Annotated in this window: 18 protein-coding genes; 10 read left to right on the top strand and 8 right to left on the bottom strand. The window is 46.6% G+C overall.

From position 1 onward, the window contains the following. Nucleotides 1–6: 6 nt before the first annotated feature. From OXN25_12510 to OXN25_12475, 8 genes are all read right to left on the bottom strand, one after another. Complete coding sequence (locus OXN25_12510; protein ID MDE0425678.1) at nucleotides 7–984, bottom strand: hypothetical protein; 978 nt, start codon at nucleotides 982–984, stop codon at nucleotides 7–9. Nucleotides 985–1,269: 285 nt separating this feature from the next. Beyond that, nucleotides 1,270–1,884 carry a hypothetical protein gene (locus OXN25_12505; protein MDE0425677.1) on the bottom strand — a complete coding sequence of 205 codons (615 nt, stop codon included), beginning with the start codon at nucleotides 1,882–1,884 and terminating at the stop codon, nucleotides 1,270–1,272. A gap of 27 nt (nucleotides 1,885–1,911) precedes the next feature. Continuing rightward, complete coding sequence (locus OXN25_12500) at nucleotides 1,912–5,580, bottom strand: efflux RND transporter permease subunit (GenBank protein MDE0425676.1); 3,669 nt, start codon at nucleotides 5,578–5,580, stop codon at nucleotides 1,912–1,914. A gap of 398 nt (nucleotides 5,581–5,978) precedes the next feature. Then, a complete protein-coding gene (locus tag OXN25_12495; protein MDE0425675.1) occupies nucleotides 5,979–7,874 on the bottom strand; it encodes an efflux RND transporter periplasmic adaptor subunit in 1,896 nt (631 codons plus the stop codon). A gap of 105 nt (nucleotides 7,875–7,979) precedes the next feature. Beyond that, nucleotides 7,980–9,680 (bottom strand): TolC family protein, encoded by a 1,701-nt coding sequence (locus OXN25_12490; protein ID MDE0425674.1) that lies wholly within the window; start codon nucleotides 9,678–9,680, stop codon nucleotides 7,980–7,982. Beyond that, nucleotides 9,658–11,016, bottom strand: coding sequence for a TolC family protein (locus OXN25_12485; protein ID MDE0425673.1), 1,359 nt, complete (start codon nucleotides 11,014–11,016; stop codon nucleotides 9,658–9,660). The genes OXN25_12490 and OXN25_12485 overlap by 23 nt, the downstream gene beginning before the upstream one ends. 101 nt (nucleotides 11,017–11,117) lie before the next feature. Then, entirely contained in the window at nucleotides 11,118–11,750 is a 633-nt protein-coding gene (locus tag OXN25_12480) for a hypothetical protein (GenBank protein ID MDE0425672.1), read from the bottom strand. Nucleotides 11,751–11,851: 101 nt separating this feature from the next. Beyond that, nucleotides 11,852–12,787 carry a hypothetical protein gene (locus tag OXN25_12475; GenBank protein MDE0425671.1) on the bottom strand — a complete coding sequence of 312 codons (936 nt, stop codon included), beginning with the start codon at nucleotides 12,785–12,787 and terminating at the stop codon, nucleotides 11,852–11,854. A gap of 371 nt (nucleotides 12,788–13,158) precedes the next feature. On the opposite strand from OXN25_12475, the gene OXN25_12470 reads away from it, so the two are divergent. The 10 genes from OXN25_12470 (at nucleotide 13,159) to OXN25_12425 (ending at nucleotide 22,531) form a co-directional block, all read left to right on the top strand. Then, a complete protein-coding gene (locus OXN25_12470) occupies nucleotides 13,159–13,416 on the top strand; it encodes a hypothetical protein (GenBank protein MDE0425670.1) in 258 nt (85 codons plus the stop codon). 510 nt (nucleotides 13,417–13,926) lie between these two features. Next, nucleotides 13,927–14,889: a protein-methionine-sulfoxide reductase catalytic subunit MsrP gene (gene msrP / locus OXN25_12465; GenBank protein MDE0425669.1), complete on the top strand. Its 963-nt coding sequence runs from the start codon at nucleotides 13,927–13,929 to the stop codon at nucleotides 14,887–14,889. A gap of 47 nt (nucleotides 14,890–14,936) precedes the next feature. Then, complete coding sequence (locus tag OXN25_12460; protein ID MDE0425668.1) at nucleotides 14,937–15,845, top strand: peptidase MA family metallohydrolase; 909 nt, start codon at nucleotides 14,937–14,939, stop codon at nucleotides 15,843–15,845. 6 nt (nucleotides 15,846–15,851) lie between these two features. Further along, a complete protein-coding gene (locus tag OXN25_12455; GenBank protein ID MDE0425667.1) occupies nucleotides 15,852–16,835 on the top strand; it encodes a metallophosphoesterase in 984 nt (327 codons plus the stop codon). A gap of 41 nt (nucleotides 16,836–16,876) precedes the next feature. Continuing rightward, nucleotides 16,877–17,764 (top strand): tetratricopeptide repeat protein, encoded by an 888-nt coding sequence (locus OXN25_12450; protein ID MDE0425666.1) that lies wholly within the window; start codon nucleotides 16,877–16,879, stop codon nucleotides 17,762–17,764. 146 nt (nucleotides 17,765–17,910) lie between these two features. Further along, nucleotides 17,911–18,186: a BMC domain-containing protein gene (locus OXN25_12445; GenBank protein ID MDE0425665.1), complete on the top strand. Its 276-nt coding sequence runs from the start codon at nucleotides 17,911–17,913 to the stop codon at nucleotides 18,184–18,186. Nucleotides 18,187–18,231: 45 nt separating this feature from the next. Next, on the top strand, nucleotides 18,232–18,945 hold the full coding sequence (gene pduL / locus OXN25_12440; GenBank protein MDE0425664.1) for a phosphate propanoyltransferase: 714 nt from the start codon (nucleotides 18,232–18,234) through the stop codon (nucleotides 18,943–18,945). A gap of 32 nt (nucleotides 18,946–18,977) precedes the next feature. Next, on the top strand, nucleotides 18,978–19,712 hold the full coding sequence (locus OXN25_12435; GenBank protein ID MDE0425663.1) for a hypothetical protein: 735 nt from the start codon (nucleotides 18,978–18,980) through the stop codon (nucleotides 19,710–19,712). 506 nt (nucleotides 19,713–20,218) lie between these two features. Continuing rightward, nucleotides 20,219–21,886: a hypothetical protein gene (locus OXN25_12430; protein ID MDE0425662.1), complete on the top strand. Its 1,668-nt coding sequence runs from the start codon at nucleotides 20,219–20,221 to the stop codon at nucleotides 21,884–21,886. Nucleotides 21,887–21,967: 81 nt separating this feature from the next. After that, nucleotides 21,968–22,531 (top strand): DUF5683 domain-containing protein, encoded by a 564-nt coding sequence (locus OXN25_12425; GenBank protein ID MDE0425661.1) that lies wholly within the window; start codon nucleotides 21,968–21,970, stop codon nucleotides 22,529–22,531. The last annotated feature ends 4 nt before the right edge of the window (nucleotides 22,532–22,535 follow it).

Genomic DNA, 22,535 nt, shown 5'->3' with positions numbered 1-22,535 from the left:
CTTAAACTAATACGTATCCAAGTCAATCTCCTCCTCGCTAAACCGAAGGTGCGCCTGATTGATTAATTCAACAACAGCATCCCACTGCTTTCGCGTTTCGTCAGAAATACCTTCCCTCTCAAGTGCTTCAGCAAATTTAAGGAGCGTTTCGCTAAACTTGTCCTGCAGGTAGACATACTCTTCCGTCTGATCTGCATTTTTCGGTGGTTCAAAGTTTGAAATGCTCTTTGCATATCTGGCGAGCCGTTTCGCTGCTGCAATCGCTTTCGTCTTGCTCTCCTTTTCATCGAAGTAGTCAACGACCACGAAATAGTCATCTATCATCAACATCATGAGTGCTTTAAGGTCTTCGACTTCAGGCATATCTTGCGCTGGCGTATCAGGTTCTGGTGTCCGCTCTACCTCCGGTTCCGATTTCTTTTTTGAAAAGAGAGCATAACTCATCACCAAGGTCTTTTTAGGCAGCAAAGCGACTGCGTTTGCAGCATCCTCATGCCCGTTAATAGTCTCAACGTCCACCCCAACCTTGAAAGTGTCGTCTATACCCATACCGATGAATTGTCCGAGAGATTCTGGACTCGCAATCGCGTTGGATTCCTGATGCTCGTAGATTTCTACTTTCACCACTTTTCCCGTCATATCCAGTCCGACAGCACCTTTAATAACACCGCCTGGTCCGTCAGCATTCGCAAACAATACCAAGCCCATAGGTCTCTTTTCAGCACTGATCGGAATATAGAAAACCTGTTTCTGATCTTCCGCCAGAAGTTTAGCACCAAGTTCTTTTTCGATTACAGCAATCTGGTCCGCTGTAAGTGTAGCATTTCTCAGAACGAATTTTTCCGCTTCCGGAAAGATAGCCATTAGTTTTGGATCCGATAACTCCGCTTCATCGGCGTTACCAATCCATGGCACGCTTACTATGAAAACGACAAATGCTAACAACATATTCGCACGGAATTGGCGGTTGATTTGAAAACACATTTACAGGCTCCTTATCGGCGATTGTTACAAAAATCTGATTGCTATGCGTCGTCAGTTATACCAATTCTAATTGATAATTCCTCTTAAAAGGTTGACTATTTTTCAGCGATGCTCGGTGCGGTTAGAAACCGCACCTACCGGGTGTGGTGTGAGTGGGTTCGGTTAATGCGAGATAAACTTTTAGAAATGGTATTAGTTTGATACAAATCTTTTTTTTCTATCTCTGTAAGTCTACCAGAAATGTCTATTTTTACAAGGGTTTTTGTTAGATTTCTATTTAACCACCTACAACCCCAAGACCTCTAACCGGAAGCTGATACTATGACGACCTAACGATAACACTTCAATGTCAGGTCTGGTAGGCACACTCACCCTAGGTCTTAAATAACTGAATTGATAACTAAACGATCCATATAACTGAGCGACTCCAAAGATGCTATCAATAAGTCTTCTGTTAACTCCAATAGACACCTCCGCCCCAAAAGTATTTTGGATGTTAGCGGGCGCAGCGAACTTTTCAGTAAATGCGTAGAAATTCGTTCCGAACCCAATAAAGGGTGCCCATTTCCCACGCCCACTCAGTGTCAGCATCACCCCAACGGTCTCCACACTCAACATGCCAAACGGTAAGATATCAGCGTTTCCGCCGCGAGTATCGACAACATAACTACTAAACGGAACAGAGAACCGAAGTGCAGGCGTTAATTGAAATCCGATAGTGAATTCGTCAGTGCGCGCTATCTCCAATTCGTTATCAGTGATCGTTAATCCGCGACCAACGCTTACGACACCGCCTTTTGCGACATGCAAGTACTTTTCAAGTTCAAGTGCAGCATCAACAGTTGGCAACTCTATAAGAGCAAGGAGTAAACAGATGCTGAATGTTATTAGAAGTTTCATGATTTCTCCAATGTATCAAAATCTTCTCTATCGTTGGCGAACCCAGTGCTCAAGCGGATAGAAAAGAGAAAATAAAACAGGGGCTAAGATAAGGTTAGCCACTGTTGCAGAAACCATACCGCCAAAAGTAGGCACTGCAATGGGCTTCATCAATTCCGCCCCGGTAGTCGTGCTAATTTCTGCTAACATGATTGGTAATAACGCCAAAATTGTCGTTGCTGTGGTCATGACGATCGGACGGACGCGCAATAAGCCAGCATTAATCACGGCTTCGTCAATCGGTTCACCGCCTCGGACGCGTTCCAGTAGGTATTCAATTAAAACTATGCCATCTTCTACAGCTATGCCAAATAAGGCTATATACCCCACCCAAACTGCCGTACTGTATTTAATGGCATAACCACCGCCGAGTGCCTCTGGTATGTATTGCATCAACCACTGCATCCACATGCCACCGATAAATGCGAAAGGAATCGCAAGGAAGATTGAAAACATCGCAGAAGGCGACTTGAACTGGAGGTATAGCAATATGAAGATGACAGCAATACACACCGGGACGACAATTGCCAACCGACTGCGAGCTTCCAGTTCAGCTTCATACTGACCACTAAAAGCGTAGAAGTAGCCTTGCGGTAAAGTCGGTTTAATCTTTTCATCAAGCGTCTTTTGCGCTAACGCCACGAAGTCAACCAGCCCAATGGTGTCAACATCTACATCACAAAAGACGCGAGAAAAGAGTAGTGTATTTTCGCTTGCAATCTTCGCTGGTCCCGGTCGTCTTTCAATCGTTACAAGTTGCTCAAGCGGAATATGAAGCCCTTTCGGTGCTGGCACGAGAACACGTTTGAGTGCTTCAACATTATCCCGTAGCTCCCTCATGTAGCGGATACGAATCGGAAACCGCTCCCGCCCCTCAACGGTATAGGTTAAATTCATACCACCGATTGCTGTCATGATGATTTGCTGGACTGTTCGGATTTGGATGCCGTAGCGCGCCGCCGCCTCTCTGTTGATGTGAAATTCAAGGTGCGGCTTATTTCCAATGCGTTCGGCATAGGGACCCTGCGCCCCTTCAAGTTTAAGGAGCTCCTGCTCAATCCGTACGGCAATCTCTTCAATCTTCGCGAGGTCCTTACCAAACACTTTGATTCCGATTGGGGTTTGTATACCCGTTGCGAGCATATCCACGCGATTGCGGATGGGCTGCGTCATAATAGGTGAAACGCCCGGCATTCGGGTCGCCTCTGTCAGCTCGGTGATAAGTTCGTTGCGGTTTTTTGTACGGAAGTAAGTCTTATGCTCGAGGGTCGGCTCAATTTCCTCGGCGATCTGATGCAGTTTCACTTCAGTCTCAGATTCGCCAATCTTGACCTGTTCCAACCCCATTCCCGCCATCCGTTCTTCAGAGAGAAGCTCTTCCAAAAGGATCCGTAACAACCAGACCCGATAAAGTTTTTCGCGCTCGTCAATTGACAGATAAGAGTTGTGGTACGTTGTCGCCAAGGTATCAAATCGCTTTATGGCGGCTTTAGCAATGTTATCCGAAAAATCAGCGTTAATATGACCGGCGTGTTCCTCACTCATAAGACCGCCACGTTTTAAGCGTTGAACGAGGTGATCCACAAGCCCCGTCGTCGCGCTATGTTTAACAGCACGCCGGGGCCATTCTGCTGGATCAACTATATTGACAATGGTTTCAAACATGCCAATTGGAGCGGGATCGGTTGCTGTTGTCGCGCGCCCTAACTTTCCAACGACGAGTGAAACCTCCGGGAATCGATTCATAATCAAATCCTGTTTTGTCATCACATCTTTGGCTTGCGTAATCGAGGCACCCGGGAGCAGCACCGGCATAAATAGCAGTGCCCCTTCGTTAAGTGGCGGCATGAATTCTTGCCCAATATTCTTATAGAAAGGCGTTAGTGGTATACTCGCGATAAAAATCAACACTGCCAAAACAACAACCGCGAGTTTTGTCCAAATATTTTTTACAGCCAACTGGATAACCGGACGATAGATGGTTCTGAGCAACCAAGTAATCCCATCCGCTAACTTTCTCAGAGGCCAACCGAGCAACGCCAGAAGTTGTGACACTCGCTTGGAAACCGTCCCTGTCCGGGTCCGCGTCGGATCTGTGATTAGAAACGACGCTAAAACGGGTACAAAACTAATCGCCAAGAGGGCTGCACCGAGCATCGCAAATGTTTTTGTATAGGCAAGCGGCTTGAAAAGCTTACCCGCCTGACCCGTAAGAGAGAAAACAGGTATGAACGCAACAATAACAATAAGCATTGCAAAGAAGATAGGGGGCCCCACCTCCTTGGCAGCACGGGTTGCAACTTGCAGCTTGCTTTCACCAGGATGCGGTTCCCGCAAAAGTCTCGCGATATTTTCCGTCATCACAATACCGGCATCCACCATGACACCAATCGCGATGGCAATACCACCCATCGACATGATATTTGATGGTAGACCAATAATTCGCATGCCCACAAACGAAAGCAGAACTCCCATCGGCAAGACAAGTGCTATTATCAGGCTACTTGAAACTTGTCCCAAGAATAGCAGGATAACAATTGCCGCAACGATGATTTCCTCTGTCAGCGTTTCCTTCAGCGTGTCCGTTGCACGGTGAATGAGATCACTCCGGTCATAGAACGGAACAATTCGGACCCCCGGTGGAAGTCCAGGTGTGAGTTCTGCTATTTTCGCCTTGACGTTCTCAATAACACGCAGTGGATTATCACCGTATCGCATGAGTACGACACCACCGGTCGCTGGAATGCCCGCTTTGTCTAAAGCACCACGCCTAAAATCGGGACCTTCGCTAACTGTCCCAAGGTTTTTGACGTAGATCGGAACGCCATTGTGTTCCTTAACAACGATGTTTTCTATGTCCTCAATGCTTTTGATAAAACCCAAGCCCCGAATCAGGAATTCCATCCCGCCTTCCTCAATAACCTTAGCACCAACATCAAGGTTGCTCCCTCGGACGGCGTTGTAAACCGCCGACAGCGGCACATCATACGCTAACAAAGTGTTTGGATCGATGTCGATCTGATACTGTTTGACGTATCCACCAACCGAAGCGATCTCGGAAACGCCATCAGCAGAGGCGAGATAGTAACGAACCGTCCAGTCTTGGAGCGTCCGAAGTTCATGAAGTTCTAAATTGGAGGCGATAAGTTCCTCCCCATCTTCTGGACAGGTGCCCGGATCGGCATAGCGTTCTGTCGGATGCTTAGGGCAATAATATCCGTTCTCAACAGTGTACCAAAACACCTGTCCGACCCCCGTTGCATCGGGACCGAGGACCGGTACAACCCCCTCCGGCATGTCTTTTTGGGCGAGATTCATTCGCTCCAATACCCGTGTGCGAGCCCAATAAAAATCGACATCATCTTTAAAGATTATATTGATATAACCAAAGCTAAACATTGAAGTCGAGCGAACATCTTTGACATCGGGAATCCCAAGCATGGTAATACTCAACGGATAGATAACTTGATCCTCGATATCCCTTGGGCTTCTTCCGGGCCAATCTGCAAAGACAATAACTTGGTTTTCACCGATGTCCGGCATAGCATCAATTGGTGTGCGGTTCAATGCCCACCAACCCGCCATGGTGACAAAGACAAAGATAACCAATACCAAGAGGCGATTTTTCATGCAGATTTCAATAACTCGGTTAATCATATTGCCACCCACTTCTTATAAGCGTGCTCTGCCAATCGCATTGTCTCTTATAGTGAATGTTATAATTTTAATGAGACACTCTGTCGGGGTTACAAACCCCTCCTACAGCATGTTTTGAACCTAATGCTTTGTCAGGTCAAAGTTGAAGTATAGCAGTCGCGAGCACAGCTCGCTCCTACAAAAAACCACGACGCAGTGGGCAATCTAAGCGTGTTCTAAATAATTCTTACCCTCATTTTAGAGTGGACAGAACACTAATAGTCTGTCAACCTTCAAATAATGGGGAAACCCCGGTTCGTAGTAGTGCGATTTATCGCACGTCAGGAACGGGCAATGAATGGTTTCCCTACTACAAACTGCCTCTCAGTTTAGATGTGACAGAACACTAAAATGTCTCTTTAATGTTGATGGACAGGCGGTTTTGATTCTTCACCGCCGAGCGCGCCACCATAAGCACCTGATGCAGAACCCGTCAATTGCGTCTGTGAGTCTATCAGGAAATTGCCATGCGTAACAACCATATCGCCAGGGGTAAGCTCACTAACGATGGGATAGTATCGGCGTTTGGTTTGCGAACCATCCGATGTTCCCCAAGCTTCAGGGCCCACCTCAACTTCAATCTGTTCATAACCCGATTTGCCACGATCCACGAAGACTATCTTCCGTAAACCCGTGTTAATGACCGCACTCTTAGGAACAGTTAAGACTTCACCGGTCATAAGAAGTGGCTTTCCATCACGCGAACATAGCCCCGGTACAGTCGCATACTCATCGGGATGGTCAGGACATACATATTTGAAAATCAGTGGTGGCAGATCTGAATGGACGGTTGGTTGATGTGTATGGAAATGGGTGTCAGTTCCTGTCGCCGTCGGCTGTTTTTCAACGAGATCCATGCCACAGATAGGACATTCTCCGAATTCTTCAGACTGCACTTCAGGATGCATCGGACACGTCCAAACAGTTGCTGGAGTTTCTGCCGGTGCAGATACCTCCGCTCTTTCAACGAGATCCATACCGCAGATAGAGCATTCACTGAATTCCTCAGATTGTACCTCAGGATGCATCGGGCAGACCCACTTTCCCTCTACTTCAGACCCCATGATATCGGAATGTGTCAGCTCCAGATCCATACCACATATTTCACATTCAGTGGGATGTTCAGAAGTAATCCATGGATGCATCGGGCAGGCATACGGTGCTTGAGAGATCGCGCCATGGGTATAGATTTCTGCAAGTGTCGGTTTTATCTGAAGCGTTACATACATCCCTGGACGGAGTCGTCCAGTCGGATTAGGCACCTCTATTTGAACTTTCTGGGTCCGTGTTTGTGTGTCAAAGAATGGATAAATGTAAGTAACTTTGCCAGAAAATGTTTGCCCAGGCATTGACTGTGTCGTAATTTCAACCGCTTGCCCCATGTAAATCCACGGCAGTTCATATTCGTAAACATCCGCCATAATCCATAAACTACTGAGATCCGCAATACGGTAAAGATTCATACCTCTGTTTACATGTTGACCTTGGCTCACGTTCATGTGAACTACGGTACCAGCCATCGGAGCGAACAGTGGTAAAGTTGTACTGACTTCCCCACGGTTACGAATATCCTCAATCTGGTTTAAGGTTAATCCGTACAATTCAAGTTTGGACTTCGCAGCGACAAGTGTTTGTTCAACTGATTTGCGAAGTTGCACGTATTCTGTATTCTGAAGTTCCTCAATACTTTTAAGTGCTGTCAGATATTCTTCTTGTGCTGTGACTAATTCCGGGCTGTAGATAGACAAAAGTTCGTCCCCCTCACGCACCTTGATACCGGTAAAGTCAATGTGCAAGTCCTCAATCCATCCGGAGATTCGTGTTGAAGCATAAGCCATACGCGTCTCGTTATAATCCAAAACACCAACGGTTCGGATTTCACGCGATACCTCTCGGAAAACGACCGGCTCGGTGCGCACCGGAATTAACGCCTTCTGTTGTTCAGTGAGTTCTAACCCTGAACCTTCGTAGATAGGAATCAGATCCATCTTACAAACCGGACAACTACCGGGTTCTGGCATTTTGACCGTGGGGTGCATAACACAAGTCCAGAACCGAATCGCTTTTGCTTCATCTGAGGATGCTACCATTGACGCATGGTCAGCGTGTTCATCCATACCCGATAGGTCCTTCGATACTGAGTCATGTTCTTCACTAACACGATGCGCCATTTCAGCGTTCTCTTGCTGATTACAGCCGAATATAAAAAGCACGGTAATTATCAGTGCGGTTGCAAGGTAGAAATTTTTATACATTTTGTGAACTCCTTGTATTGTCCGTGTTTTGCTTTACGGATTAGACGCGCGTCTCTCAAAAGAAATTAGCAACGAATACACGCTAAGATTCTATACAAGAAAAGACTATTCTCGAGTCAATGGATGCTTTGGTAATATTATCCCAACTGCCTGTTCTAACTGGGCGAGATGTTGGCGATAATCGCGCAATGCTCGCTGTTCTTCAATCCTCAAATTTAATAAAGTACGTTGCGCGTCAAGAAAACTCAAAAAGTCAATTTGTGCCGCTTGGTAAGCCGTGTTCGAGGCATCCAACGCCTGCCGTGCCTGCGGCAGCAGCGTCTGTCGATAGAGCCGAATACTCCGATTTGCTGTTTCCATAGCGAAATGATGTTTTTTCACAACAAAGCGAAGATCGCTTTCGAGTTTCTCAACCTGATGCGTCATCGCTTCAATCTTGACATCCATTTCATGGATATACGAACCTCGATGTGCGAACCATGCCGTATTTGCTGGATTCAATGTACGTCTCGTGGAAAATGTCATCGGCATTTTTTCTTTGTGTTTTAAGTCTCCCATACTCCGGCTTTCAAAGTAACTCGGACCGAGAGTCGGGTCAGGATATGTCATTTGCTTCGCCATTTCCACCACCAAACCCATCTTACTGATTGTCAACTTCTGTTTTTGGATTTCCTGACGTTTCTCAACTGATAACGGATACAACTCAGCCAAAGTAGGTATAACGCTACTCTCTTCAATTAGCACTGGAACTCCTAACGGCAAATCCGCAGAAACGTTCAACAACGTATTAAGACGCGCAATAACAGTCTCCCGCTGTTGTTCGAGCGTAATAATTGTATTCGCCAATTTCGATAACTCTACCTGCGCCATAATAACGTTTGAATATTTGCCCCGTCCTACGCGAAACTTTGTCTGAGCAATAGCAATCATCTGCTCCAGCAATTTTTGATTTTCTTCGTTAATACGGATCGCCTCAGTAACAAAAAGATAATCGTAGTAAGCTAACCTGATTTCGGTCACCAGATCACGCAGAGCGATTTCAAACTCTTTTTCCGCAATTAGTACATCCTCAGTAATAATCTGTCCTTTTAATGCTAAGGTCCCCGGGAACGGAAATTTCATTGCCATCATCTCTTTATGCTGTTTCGGTCCAACTTTCGTATCCAGTTGTTTTGTGAAGGCGTTATACTGGCGTAACACGTTCTCTAAGTAAGCAGCCTGCGGATATCTTTTCAGTATCGCCCGAATTTTTTCTCGGATAGATTTCAACCCTGGGTTCCACTCGTACCCGAATGCCACAAGGAGTTCCAACGTAATCGGCTCAGCAAGCCGCGCCTGCGCTGCTTCAGGAGACGCTGCCAATTGACGATAAGCTTTCACAGGGTCTGTTGAAACATCGTAAAACAGATTTGGCATCGGTGTCTCACTTTCTAATCGCGCTTGCCACTCTTTCTGATATTTCAACACCTCTGCTTCAATTTCGCTGAGAAACGGGTCCGGTTCCACAATCGGTTCGTTCTCAGCATCAGCAATCTTCTCTTCTATCTCCGTATAGTAATATACTGGTTGCGTTAACGCAGTGTCACGCAATTCTTGGTACGTTTCCAGTTGATGATTCGCACATCCACCTACCAGAATAGTGAACATCATAAGGCTGATGAATAAGGGAACAGAACATTCCCGATAGTGAAAAAAGTAGCGATACAGTGTGCTGAAAATGGCGTTACGTTGAACGTGTCTGAACAACACAACCATTCGAGCAAATAGATATTGCAGTCTGTCTCTACTGCGTAGTCTGTGAATCATCAATCCTTCCCCCGACGAGCTGCTCTAACCGAGCGAGGTTCTGCTGATAGTCCGCAATCGCACGCAGGCGAGCGAGATTAAAATTCAACCAGACGCTCTGCGTCTCAAGAAACCCAGTAATGCTTTTGGGACCTTCTTGGTGCCATGTCTCAGCAACTTCAATAGCAGTACCTGCTTGTGGGATAAGCGTGGTCTCATAGAGTTCAACGAGCCGTCGCGCGTTCTCAAGTCGAAAATAAATCTTTCGGAGGGCAACCCGCGTTGTATCCTCAAGGGAATGCTTGTTCGCCTTAACGACCTCATGATTTTGCTGAGCTTCTCGAACCTTGCTACTATTCTTTAGATCCGACCACGGAATTGTTATACCAAAACCGATGGTGAACGGATTTTTACCACTACCAAGGGTGTCCTGCATCAAGGCTTTACCCGTTTCTATTGTCATTAAATCAAGCTTAAGCATGGGTTTGGTTTGAAGTTCTGCAAGTGCAATCCCCTCGCTAGCTTTCTCAATGCTTAATCCGGCAATCCGTAATTCCTGCCGTTTTGACAATGCTTGTTTCTCTATATCAACCAATCCTACATCAAGCGGTTCGTACGGAACAGGCATTGTCGGACCCAGTGCCGTTGCTGAAGGAATCGATAGAATTCCTGTGATGTTTGCATGTTCAACGCGTTGTAACTCCTCCAGCAGGATAAGATCATATTCCAATTGCGCGAGTTGGCTCTGTGCATTCAGGACATCATTGAGCACAGCCTTGCCTTCGGCATAACGAGTGGTGGCAATCGTGAGAATAGAGGCTACCAGTTCGTGATTCTGTCGCGTCAACTCGACTGCCCGTTGGAGATATGCCAACTCGTGGTAACCCAGTTTCAATTCAACAATAAGATCACGTATCACCTGTTCGTGCTTGACTCGCTCAATCTCAATTGCCTTCTTGATGACCTCCCCTGCCGTATCAAGCGTACCAGGGTACGGAAATGTCTGTGAAAAACTAACCCGATGACGCTGAGGCCCCACGCGCGTCTCCACGCTTCGCAAAAAGTAACCATACATGAACATCGGATCAGGCAATGCTGTTACTTGCAGGTATTGCTCAATTGTCGCCTGCCACCGCGCTTTTGCAGCTTTAACTTTTGGACTTCGCTCAACAGCAGCCCGAATTAAACTTGGCAGTTCAAGCGTCTCAGCAAACAGCGTCGTCCCATCAGTTTGCTCCGGCGTTGGCACTGTCTGCGTCATTCCGTATGCCTCCATTTGTACCAGAATACCAAACATCAGCACACTTCCAATAATGACGACTGCGACTTGGTAAAGCACACTAACTTTACGCATCATCGTCTCCTTGTTAATAGTCCTCAGCTAACAGCAATCAGCAGAGAGTGTAACTTTAACAGAAACCCTTTTACTGAAGGCTGAAAGCCGAAGACTGAAAGTCACTAAAGTGAAATTTTAACAGCAGGACTCGTCACCCGAATGCGAACCTTGTGTTCATCACCCGTTGGCATAGCGATAAACCCTTCGTAGGTGCGAGTCATTTTACCATATTTCAGCAATGTCATCTTCGTCTCCCCTTCGGCATTGGTAACCTGAAGGGCGAGCTTCACATCGCCTAACGTAGCCTCTCCGTGACCTTGTATCGGGTACACACTGAAATAGTGTGTTTTTCCCTTAATCTCATCGGCTTTTATCATGCCTCCCATTCCCATGTGAGACATCATTCCTTTATAAGCATCCGTAGTTAACACGTTGAGATCGAAAGTCAAATTTCCTACTGAAATCGTTTGGAGGAACTTATCTGGATCCGCCTTAAACATCTCTGCCTGCATGTCGTTGCAGAAATAGTAGACTTTTCCGTCCTGTTCAACTTTAACCATTGCCGAAGGCTTCATCATCATGCCATCAACTACACAACGTACTTTGTCGTCATCAGCAGCCATGTGATTACCATGCTGATGAGCCTCATGTTCTTTGTGCGCTTCCTCCGCATTAAGCGAAAAGATCGAGAACAGCAGCACAGTTAGAACTGCCAAGAAAGATGCGATGATTCGCCGCGTCAACTTCGTTTTCATACGTTACTCCTTTTTTGCGCTGCCTCAGTGGTTGTCAGACTTCTGACGGGATTAGAAGAGTGTACTGACAAACAGAAGGCTGCATTGTTTTCCGTTGAAAATTAAAATGAGTAGGTTGTGGTCAAAGAAACCAAATTGCCAAATTCAATCGCATCACCTTCATCATAAAGAGTCTCTTGCGTCAGTGGAAACATAACGTTGGCAGACACAACAATGCCATCTAATGTTGCCAAGGACATACCAAGTGCTGCCATGCTATAACGCAGTCCGGTATTAATATCACGCTCCCCATCCCAAATGGCAGCGGATTGATAAAATCCGAGATAGTTTCCATTAAATGAAAGCCAATCAAAGAGACGATACATAAAACCGGCTGTATAGCTTAACTCCACTGGACCTCGATACGTCTTGCTATTTTCATAGAACGGAAACGTGCCACGTGTCGAAGCAGTGATCATCATACCCCGATAGAGAGGTAAACTGTATCGCAAATTAACAATTGGGTTAAAGGTACCAGTGCCGAATTGGATATGGAGGTGTTCGATGCCGGCATCCCCAAGTTTCCATGGATTTTCTTCTGTTCTACCGGTTGGAATTGTCGTGCCTAACCGGGCAAACAATATATCACCTGCTTTAAAAAGCCCACGAAACTTATAGCCTAAGAACAAATCTGAATCCGCAAGCCCGGTATAGGTTTCATTCCGATGATGGATGTCTCTACTCCGCAAAATGGCTTGCTTATCTTCGGTAGTCACCGGATCAATCCACTCAATGCTTGCTCTTTGGTCTTTGACCGCATACGGAACATTTGCCTGCAACATCCATTGATCGTTAAGCAAGTATTGTAACCCAACATCAATCCGGTAAGTACTCAACGCCACACGGTGTCTATGCAAAGGAGCATCTATTATCTCTCCTGCTGCAGACAGCCCTGTTGACGCTCGATGCCCACCTCGTGCATCAGGCGAAACCAACATATTGACATTTACTTGAAATTGCTCTATCTCTTTTGAAGCCAAACTGACTTCACTCATCATACCGCTTGGCGGTAAGACGGGATTGCTTCAAGCTGGGCAACTCTCTTGTGCGAATCCGAAAGAGACAAAAACCCAACTGAACAACATCACGCAGAAAAACAAACGCATTTTCATAATTTGTAATTTATACCATCCATAAAATATTGTAGCGCAGCAAGACACAAGACTTCTCACTACAGATCTATTAGCAGTTCCCGGCACAAATTTTCACTCAAAGAGAACGCGGGAAAACGATATGTAAAAGTATTGGTAATAGTAATAAAGGATAGGTGAATGCTTCAGGAATTTTTTGGAAACTCACCTAAGACAGGATAGATGGAGGACCTCTACGGGATAGAGAGTGGTCGGGGAAAAACGTGGAAATTAAAGGTATGCGGAGCGTTTGGAGTGACTCCGACGGTGTGATAGGTAAAGTCGCTGAGATAGGAAGGATTGAGACGAGCGACCGTCCGATCAATTCACGGAATTCGGACGTGTTGTGCCTGTCATCTGGAATCACAAGTTCTAAATTGGTCGAGCAACACAATTTACCGCTTTCCGACGGTATTTCGGCTCCATCCGCTGCGCCTGTCTTGGTACTCCGGCAGCAGCTTGATTGGACTTCTACAGTTCCGGGCAGGACCTTTTGAGATCCATCGTGACAGAACTTCTGTTCAAAAGCCGAGCATAGAAGCGGGCATACCGAATAAACATACAATAGTCCTACAAGTAGAATGAGAACTTGTCGATGTCTCTGCAACATTGCTCAATCAACTCCGCTATTTCATCAGAAAGTGGGAACCAAATAAACGCTTTAGGGTATTATACACCAAAATCTCAAAAAGTTGCAAAAAAAAATCAGGCAGCCGAATGGACCTCAATTTCATTCTTTTCTCATGAGATATTAAGTTGGTCAACTTTGCCAGGATGAGCATCGTTTTTTAGAGGACCGTCACATTATGTGGAATCTCTACGGCGCGGCGCTCGAATATCCAATAAATGCCCAAATTCAAGTTGCATCGCAGAGAAAAATAAGATATACTATACCATAAGTATCTGCGCTGAGTTTGTGATATTCTCAAATGCCACTTTCTATCAGAAAAGAGAAACAGAGATCGGAATCAAGCTGGTGTAGTTTAAATCAAGACGGAGGCAATCTCATGCCGTATATTAAAATTCCAAAGGAATGGGAAATTCCTGAAAATCAGGCAACATCTGAATCAGATTATATCAATCGTCGGAAGTTCATTAAAGATTTGGGATTAGCGGGCGCGGGTGCGTTACTCTTTTCGAGTTCAAACGCCTGTGCACAGAACAAAGGGGTCGAAAAACAGTTAGAGCCGTATCGTGCACAGAAACTTAATGCTGAAAATAATCCGAACTTTACAGTAGATAGACAGATGACCGACGAAGTTGTTGCTGCTACCTATAACAACTATTATGAGTTCACCACCTCCAAGAGCGGTGTTTGGAAAGAAGTGAAGAAATTCAAAACACGGCCTTGGGAAATCGAAATATCAGGACTCGTCGAAAAACCGATGACCTTGGATATTGATGATTTAATCAAACAGATGCCGTTGGAAGAGAGAATCTATCGTTTTCGGTGCGTTGAAGCATGGGCAATGGTGGTCCCTTGGATCGGCTTCCCGATGAAAGCACTCCTTGAAAAAGTTCAGCCAACAGCGGATGCCAAATATGTGCGAATGCTCACATTCATGGATTCAGAGGTAGCACCGCAACAACGCAATTTGCGCTATCCGTGGCCCTATTATGAAGGACTCACATTGGCTGAAGCGATGAATGACTTGACAATACTCACTGTCGGCATTTACGGACACATCCTACCGCCACAGCACGGGGCACCTATCCGGCTCATCGTACCTTGGAAGTATGGGTTCAAAAGTATTAAATCTATTGTTAGCATTGAATTGACAAACAAGAAGCCACGCACTTTTTGGAATACGCTTGCACCGCGGGAGTACGACTTTGAGGCGAACGTCAATCCGAACGTGCCGCATCCGCGGTGGTCACAAGCCAGTGAGAGAATGATTGGAACCGGAGAAAGGCTCCCAACAATGATTTACAACGGTTACGGCAGCGCAGTCGCTCATCTTTATCCGTAGGTTTCGTGGTGAACCTCACGCGTGTTGGGAGGGACGGGTGACTAAATATGAAAAACCTTATTCTTTTCCTATTACTACTGCCGATACTTTCAGCATCAGCCACTTGGGAATCAGTAGAGAGCCCACATTTTCGAGTCTACTATCGAGAAGGGACAGCGGATCCAGTGTCAATTCTTCAGATTGCAGAAGAGTTTTACGCTGAAATGCCGCAGCTCACCAGTCGTATGTCGCCAGGAATAATTGACATCTGGGTCTGTGATACACAGAAAGCATTTCAGGCTTCTGTTCACGCACCCATTCAGGATTGGGCGGTCGGGTGTGCCTTTCCGCTGAGTCGCCGGATTGTTATCCAAAACCCAAAACATATAGCTCTTGCCAAACTACAGTTAGTGCAAGTCCTTCGCCACGAAATCGCACACGTCCTCTTTGGACAGTGTACACGCAAAGCCGTTAAAGAGATCCCCTTGTGGTTCGTGGAGGGTATTGCCATCTATTTTGCTGATGAATGGGTGCCGAGTCGCCACGGAACACTACTCAAACACATATTCTCGAAATCTATACTGCCACTTCAGGAATTGGAGCGAAGTTTCCCGCGTTCGCAAATGGGTGCCGATTTGGCTTACGCCGAAAGCCAAGACGCTGTCCGTTGGTTAGTTGAAGTCAAAGGTAGAGAGGCATTGTTTGACATTATTGCGAAGCTTCATGCTGGTCGTAATTTCAACACTGCTTTTGAAGACGTAGTTGGATGGAATCTCGCCACCTACGATGTCCGTTGGCGCGAATCGTTGATGGAGCGTTACCGATGGGCATCTCTTTTTTCCAACTCATACATCTTATGGGGTGGACTCGGCGGTCTCGCGCTCCTCGGCTATCTTGTCTGTTGGAGCCGCAGACGGCGTCACCTCAATAAACTCGCGCAACAGGAAGATACTGTGGACGCATTCTTTAAGGTTTAAGGATCGATGAACGCCCCTATAGTTTACACCATCCTCTGTTTTTCGCTCGCTTCAATAGCAATAGCACAACCCAAACGGCTTGCAGAATACCCTAATCAATTGACACGCGATGGACACATCGTTGTTCTACCTGATCACGGCACTGTCTATATTGTTTCTGATCTGCACGCACATTGGGACGATTTTAACCAGTGGTTACGACTCACAAACCTCATCGAGCGGATTCAAGCAGGTGAAGACGTTTACGGACTAATACTTGGAGATGCGGTCGACTATAAGCCAGATGAACCGAGGCACCCTCCTTATGGCGATATACGTATTGTTGACCGGATAACCGAACTCCGAAGGCAACTCGGCGATAATGGTAACAAGCTTATCTATGTTCGAGGAAATCATGAGTTCGCCGCAGCAGACACCTACGCAATGCTGAAAAAGATGGGGATGACCGTAGAAAACCGACCTGAAGTGATCCGGGCATTATACGCCAGTCCGTCGGGTGCTTATTATGAACAGTTCAACTTCATCGAAAGAATGACCGATGCACACTACGAATTCCTTATGAGTTTGCCAACAGTTGTTATTGGAAAAAATGGCTTCGTTGGTATTCATGCTGGACCGGCACGTCTTGTCACAAGTCTCACCGACCTCGTTGCTCCAAACCCTAAAACTTTGGAAGAACTCCTCTGGCACCGTCCAGAAATCGCATATAGTGGTGGATATACTTTAAGGCACATTGAAAAATTTCTTAAAACTGTTCAGGGAAACCTTCTTGTCGTTGGACACACACCCATCAGTTATTTCCCAAGAAAAAACGTCAGAGATGGCATAGCAACCTTCGGAGAAAGCCAACTCACCTTTTCAACGGGTTACAGCGGGCCACCGGGAGTTCCGACATATATTGAGATTGACTTGGCAGAGACCTATCCGTCTGTACACGCCTTGAAATTAGGCGTGAACATCCACCATCTTTATAACGATACTGGGAAGTGAAACGGTAGCACCAGTATACCGCCGCAGGAAAGACACCCGTCATGCGACCACTCATTTATATTATGACTCCCGTGCTGATTCTCACTATCCTTCTTGCCTCTCGTTTTGTAACATGGGACGCAATAAAAGGGGAAAATCCACAAGCACAGGAATACGTCCAAAAAGGGACCCTATCGCTCAGAACATGGAAAATTCCGCAGGCTATAGCGGCATTCACACAAGCAGTTGAAATTGAGCCACGGTATGCGGAAGCCTATGTGAAACGTGGTCTTGCCTATTACCGCGCTGGAGACTATAAAACAGCAATAGCGGATTACACCCGAACTTTAGAACTCAAACGATACCAAGCAGACGCTTATGCAAGTCGCGGCGATGCGTATCGTGCCTTGGATGACGCGCAGCGTGCTATCGCAGACTATACCGCCTCTCTAAAAAAAAGGTGGAGTCCACGTGTCATGGGGAAACGCGCACAAACCCATCTTGAACATGGCGATGTTCAAAATGCGCTCGCCGATTATGATACTGTGATTAAGCGGCAGCCCAGTGCAGTAACGTACTACTCCCGCGGTAATACCCACTTTCAACTTTTCACCCAAGGTGATAAAGACCGTTTAAAACTTGCATTGGCAGACCTGGACCGAGCCATCGCTTTGGAGCCACGGTTTGCTCGCGCTTACATGAGCCGTGGGCTAATTCGCGAACACTCACGGGCACATACATCAGCAATTGCCGACTATACACACGCCTTAGAACTTCTTACTGAAACAATCCAAACGTGGCAAGGTGATCCTAACGCCCTCATACAAGCCCACTATTGGCGTGCCTTAATCTACCAGAAACTCGGCGAAGTTGCTAAGGTAGAAAAAGAGATCCATGAGGCAAACAGACGTATTTTCAGTTTTTTTGTTGAAAAACTTCAAAAAATGTGATATATTATATAGAGTGAGGTACTTATGCATTACTGCTCAGTTTCCTCCGTTTTCATGTGGGCTCTTCCGTATTGCACACACAGAATATCTTACAGCTACTCACACGTTCATTGCTAAGTTTTCAATGGGAGGCTATTAGAATTAATATGACCGGAGATGCGTTGGGTTTAATTGAAACGAGAGGCTTGGTTGGTACTATCGAAGCCGCCGATGCGATGGTGAAAGCAGCAAATGTCCAACTTGTCGGCTATGAACAAGTTGGAGGGGGTTACGTAACCGTCATGGTTCGTGGTGATGTCGGCGCAGTAAAAGCTGCAACGGATGCTGGTGCCGAAGCCGCTGCACGTGTAGGTGAAGTTGTCTCTGTTCACGTGATTCCACGTCCGCACGCTGACGTTGAAACCATCTTAAGCAAAGCGTAAACTATTTGTTAATCGGGATTTCCTAACCAAAAAGGCGAATCACAAATGCCAGACCAAGCCCTTATTGAGTTGATTACCCGCCGTGTCGTCAATAGACTGACGACAGATCAGGCGTGTAGCGGTTGTGCTTTGCGAACCTGTGATGCGGGGAATCGCGCATGCGATGCCGTTGCACAGCAGCAGCAGATTCCAGTCGGGGTCTCCGCAAGACATGCCCATGTAACACAGGAGCACCTCGAAATCCTCTATGGTGCTGGACATCAACTCACTGTCTACGCCCCGCTCTATCAGCCTGGAGCATTCGCGGCAAATGAAACAGTAACTATCGTTGGAAAACGGATGCGGGCTATCGAAGCCGTTCGCATTCTCGGTCCCGTACGGGACTACTCTCAAGTCGAAGTTGCACAAACGGAAGCAATTCGACTCGGATTAAACCCACCTATTCGAGACTCCGGCGACCTTGCTGGTGCCGAACCGATTACGCTCATCGGTCCGGCAGGAAGCGTCTATTTGGAAGAAGGCGCGATCTGCGCAACACGACACATTCACATGACGCCTAAAGAGGCTGAGGCTCTTGGTATCCACGAGAATGATCTTCTGAAAGTACGCTTTCCCGGTGAGCGCGCTTTAACACTTGAAAACGTTCGTCCGAAGATCTCTGAGGGATATGCGCTCCAAATGCACTTGGATACCGATGACTCCAACGCCGCTGGTCTGAAAGGCGGCGAACCTGTCGAAATCGTGAGCGATGCAGGATAAAATTCGCAGATTTCCTATAGTTTTGAACTAACATGAATCATGAACTGATTGACCAGATTAGGAAAGTCGTAGAGAAGGTACTACAAGAGCAGACAACTACTACGACGCAGGCTGTACACGAAAAACAACTACTCGCTATCTTTGGTGCTACACAATTTGAATTGGATGAGCCCCTCAAGCAGCTTCAGATATGCCAGCAGAATGGGTGGAAAATTACAATAATTCTGTCCGAACTCGCAACTAAAGTCATAAATCTTGAATCGATTCATGCTGCGTTTGGTGAAGATAACACTTTGGAGGAAAATGCGCTCAGCGATATATCAGCTTTTGTGGCGACCTATCAGCAAATCGTCCTCCCTGTCTTTTCGCATCCAATGGTCGCGAAACTTGCGTTAAGATTGGTGGATACACCGTGTAGTTATCTCGTTTTTGAAGCACTCTCTAAAGGAAAGAAGGTTATAGCCGCCTCCGACGCACTTAATCAAGGTGAGACTTCTACAAAAATCGGTGCTATCGAAGCTGAATATGTAAACCTTTTGTCCGAACTTGGCGTTCAATTGGTCCCGATGATGCAAATTGCCGAATTCGTCACGGAGAAAACAGACAGTTCACCTGCCACTTCGGAAAAGTCTTTGATTAGTGCATCGACTATTTCAAATCTGGATGCGAATGTGCGCGAGTTAGTTTATCCAAACGGCGCGATCATTACGCCGCTCGCCCGGGAACATGCCAAAAAAAGAGGAATTAAACTGATTCCTAAAGATTGAAAGTGGAACGAATTAATCCTTGACAATTCTTGAAGGAAATTGTATCATTTTTGCAACACTTTGAAGATAATACTTAAAAATCCTAATGCTTTAGCTTTGGGTCAGTCCTGCGTGTTTCGTGCGGGAGTATCTAAAAGGTGATTTGAGACAAGTGTCCCTACACTGTAAGCCGAACCGAAGTCCACATTGCGATGGCAATCAACTGGCACCGTATGTGTAGCGTTAAACACCGATAGTGAGAATTGGCGGATCCCCAGAGGGACAAGTTGCGGTAAACCTGAGTCGCCCAAGAGCTATCTTCATCAGAGAACCGAGATAGAAAAAATCATGACGAAAAGAAAAGAAACCCTCGCGGTAGGGCATACCGAGAGGCTAAACGCTTCTGGAGCAGAAGTAAGACCCAAAATTACGTCAGACACTTCGGTGGGTATGGCAGGCGGGCATACTGCGTTGAAGGAAGAATCCTACTCCTTTAGGTGTGGGAGGGTCAAGATAGGAGGATTCTCATGAAGACCCGGATTTCCGTTTTTAGCGCATTATGCGTGATCAGTTGTTTTCTATTTGTTGGGTTGCTAAGCCCCATTGCTGCGGATTACGATTACTATGCAGATCGGCTCAGTCGTGAGCACCGCGTAGCAAATGAGGTCGATGAGTGGATAGAACGAGGCAGCGCGACGATTACTGCGAGTCCGCGCTTTGAAGATGGCATAAGACTCACCGCATGGGCAAATTCTGCGCAGAACACTGATGATTACGAATTCGCGATTGCAAGTGCGGTATACCTCTTTGAAATTCCAAGCGGAACACAGTATATTGAGGTTCTGGTGCGATATCGCGGAGAACCGCATCGTTTAGAGATTGAGGACTATGAAGAGCCCATCGCTGGACGTGCTTGGATTCGCAACACCAAGCGAGAGGCAACACGACGCGGCTACTATGATGAAAACGCCAGTGAGACGCGTTACGGCGACACTTTCGTTCTTCGAGCGAAAAACCGATCCGAACGCATCAAAATTCCGGCTGTGGGTCATGTCAAAGATGGATGGATGGAACTACACATCGTTGCTGAAGGGGGCGAACAGATTGACGTAGAGCATATTGAAGTATCCAGCTATCGCAGGCAGCCGAAAGTTAGAGTAATTCAACGATACACGCCGACATATCGTTGGCGCCCATGGCACCGTTATACTTATCTCTACTTTTACGATGGTCCAGTCTATTACGCGACAGACTACGACTACTACCTCCGATGGAGTTATCCGATCTACGATCATCACTATCTCTCCATTCGTTCGTATTATGGGGGATACCTCGGACGCTACCGTGGCTATTATCCGAGTTCGTATTATCGCTACTACTCCCCGTATTATGGCTCTTACCACTCGTACTACCGTGGCACACCGAAAGTTTATCAGCGACGGACTCGGTTGAATAAGTGGAGCACGCAGCATGAGTCAACGCGTCGGCAATACAGTCGGAGCCGATTGTCGGCAAACAGTCGACAGGCAGACCGTTCAGTAGTTCGGAGAAGTGTTCGCACGACACTCGAAAACCACCGGAAACAGACGCCGGCAACAACAGAGCGGGTTGCGCGTCGGACAATTATTGCGCAGAAACAGCGCGCCCTTGCCTCTGCCTCAACGCTCCGCCAAAGTAGCGTAAGACAGAGTGTTTATGCTCCAGAAAACACGGTCAGTAAACAGCGGCGTTATCCTGATGACACAACACGGAGCGTGAATCGCTACAGCAGGTCTATAGAGACGCGGCGGACAACACCGCTTTATAGACGCCCGGCTACTACATCGTCAAGCCGCTCGTACTCTTCAAGTACAAGCAGCGGCTCCGCCTCAAGGTATAGGAGCACGACTTCAAGTTCTAACACCTCACGCGCAAACACAAGCGTTAGCCGTTCAAGAACAACAAGCACATCACGTGAGAGAACAAGCGTCAGCCGCTCAGCAAGTTCGTCAAGATCACGTACATCAGCAAGTTCGTCAAGATCACGTACAAGTGTCAGCCGTTCTACTGCCACAAAGACGCGGACGCGTCCAACGACCTCAAGCTCCAGCGTATCACGCAGTAGTTCAAGTAGTAATGATGACGATGATAAACGGAGCAGTAGCAGTAGTAGCAGTCGGAGCCGTACAACAGAACGGACGAAACGCCGACGGTAAGATATTCATGGAAGTTAAGATGGACTTCGCGCAACCTCTTGGAAGCGTGAAGTCCAGACACCTACACATTAGATGCGATTTTTGCGAGTTTTTCTAATTATTTTACTACTATTTTTTACCCTTCATGCCAGTTTTGCACAGGAGGCTGAAAATAGTACGGACTCGGAGCAGAAAACAGTTGACACCGAGGAAGAGGTCGAACTTGTTTCGCCAATCGGTGCGATGGTTCGTTCCGCCGTTTTCCCAGGGTGGGGACAATTTTATAGCCGCAGCTACTTCCGAGGTAGCTTGACTGTTCTCGGAGTAGGCGGTTCTGCTATCGGTGCCTTGCTGGCACAGAGATCTTTTAATAATCGTTACAATGACTACGCAACGTATGCCAGTTTAAATCCCCATGACGAAGCCGGGGTATTAGAAAGATACGACTACGCAAATCAACGCTACAAACTCAGAACATTTTTTATGTATACCGGGATTGGTATCTGGGTCTATAGCCTCATCGACTCTTATGTGAGTTCAAACTTCTATAATGCTACCACCTTGGTCGAATCCATCCAGCAAGATGCAAAAGACATGGAAAAATTGGGGATTGAAATCGGTGCCACCCCTTCACATCTTTATTTTGGTATTGTTAAAACTTTTTAAATTT

The sequence above is a fragment of the Candidatus Poribacteria bacterium genome (assembly GCA_028820845.1).
GTDB lineage: Bacteria > Poribacteria > WGA-4E > WGA-4E > WGA-3G > WGA-3G.
The sequence above is the reverse complement of the archived record's forward strand: the minus strand, read 5'-3'. Positions and strand labels throughout refer to the sequence as shown.

What these genes read in the sequence shown, in the direction of transcription:
- OXN25_12445 (MDE0425665.1), top strand. Translation starts at nt 17,911, where the DNA reads ATGACCGGAGATGCGTTGGGTTTAATTGAAACGAGAGGCTTGGTTGGT.
- OXN25_12485 (MDE0425673.1), bottom strand. Translation starts at nt 11,016, where the DNA reads ATGATGCGTAAAGTTAGTGTGCTTTACCAAGTCGCAGTCGTCATTATT.
- OXN25_12450 (MDE0425666.1), top strand. Translation starts at nt 16,877, where the DNA reads ATGCGACCACTCATTTATATTATGACTCCCGTGCTGATTCTCACTATC.
- OXN25_12470 (MDE0425670.1), top strand. Translation starts at nt 13,159, where the DNA reads ATGCGGAGCGTTTGGAGTGACTCCGACGGTGTGATAGGTAAAGTCGCT.
- OXN25_12505 (MDE0425677.1), bottom strand. Translation starts at nt 1,884, where the DNA reads ATGAAACTTCTAATAACATTCAGCATCTGTTTACTCCTTGCTCTTATA.
- OXN25_12490 (MDE0425674.1), bottom strand. Translation starts at nt 9,680, where the DNA reads ATGATTCACAGACTACGCAGTAGAGACAGACTGCAATATCTATTTGCT.
- OXN25_12460 (MDE0425668.1), top strand. Translation starts at nt 14,937, where the DNA reads ATGAAAAACCTTATTCTTTTCCTATTACTACTGCCGATACTTTCAGCA.
- OXN25_12455 (MDE0425667.1), top strand. Translation starts at nt 15,852, where the DNA reads ATGAACGCCCCTATAGTTTACACCATCCTCTGTTTTTCGCTCGCTTCA.
- msrP (MDE0425669.1), top strand. Translation starts at nt 13,927, where the DNA reads ATGCCGTATATTAAAATTCCAAAGGAATGGGAAATTCCTGAAAATCAG.
- OXN25_12480 (MDE0425672.1), bottom strand. Translation starts at nt 11,750, where the DNA reads ATGAAAACGAAGTTGACGCGGCGAATCATCGCATCTTTCTTGGCAGTT.
- pduL (MDE0425664.1), top strand. Translation starts at nt 18,232, where the DNA reads ATGCCAGACCAAGCCCTTATTGAGTTGATTACCCGCCGTGTCGTCAAT.
- OXN25_12475 (MDE0425671.1), bottom strand. Translation starts at nt 12,787, where the DNA reads ATGATGAGTGAAGTCAGTTTGGCTTCAAAAGAGATAGAGCAATTTCAA.
- OXN25_12435 (MDE0425663.1), top strand. Translation starts at nt 18,978, where the DNA reads ATGAATCATGAACTGATTGACCAGATTAGGAAAGTCGTAGAGAAGGTA.
- OXN25_12510 (MDE0425678.1), bottom strand. Translation starts at nt 984, where the DNA reads ATGTGTTTTCAAATCAACCGCCAATTCCGTGCGAATATGTTGTTAGCA.
- OXN25_12495 (MDE0425675.1), bottom strand. Translation starts at nt 7,874, where the DNA reads ATGTATAAAAATTTCTACCTTGCAACCGCACTGATAATTACCGTGCTT.
- OXN25_12500 (MDE0425676.1), bottom strand. Translation starts at nt 5,580, where the DNA reads ATGATTAACCGAGTTATTGAAATCTGCATGAAAAATCGCCTCTTGGTA.
- OXN25_12430 (MDE0425662.1), top strand. Translation starts at nt 20,219, where the DNA reads ATGAAGACCCGGATTTCCGTTTTTAGCGCATTATGCGTGATCAGTTGT.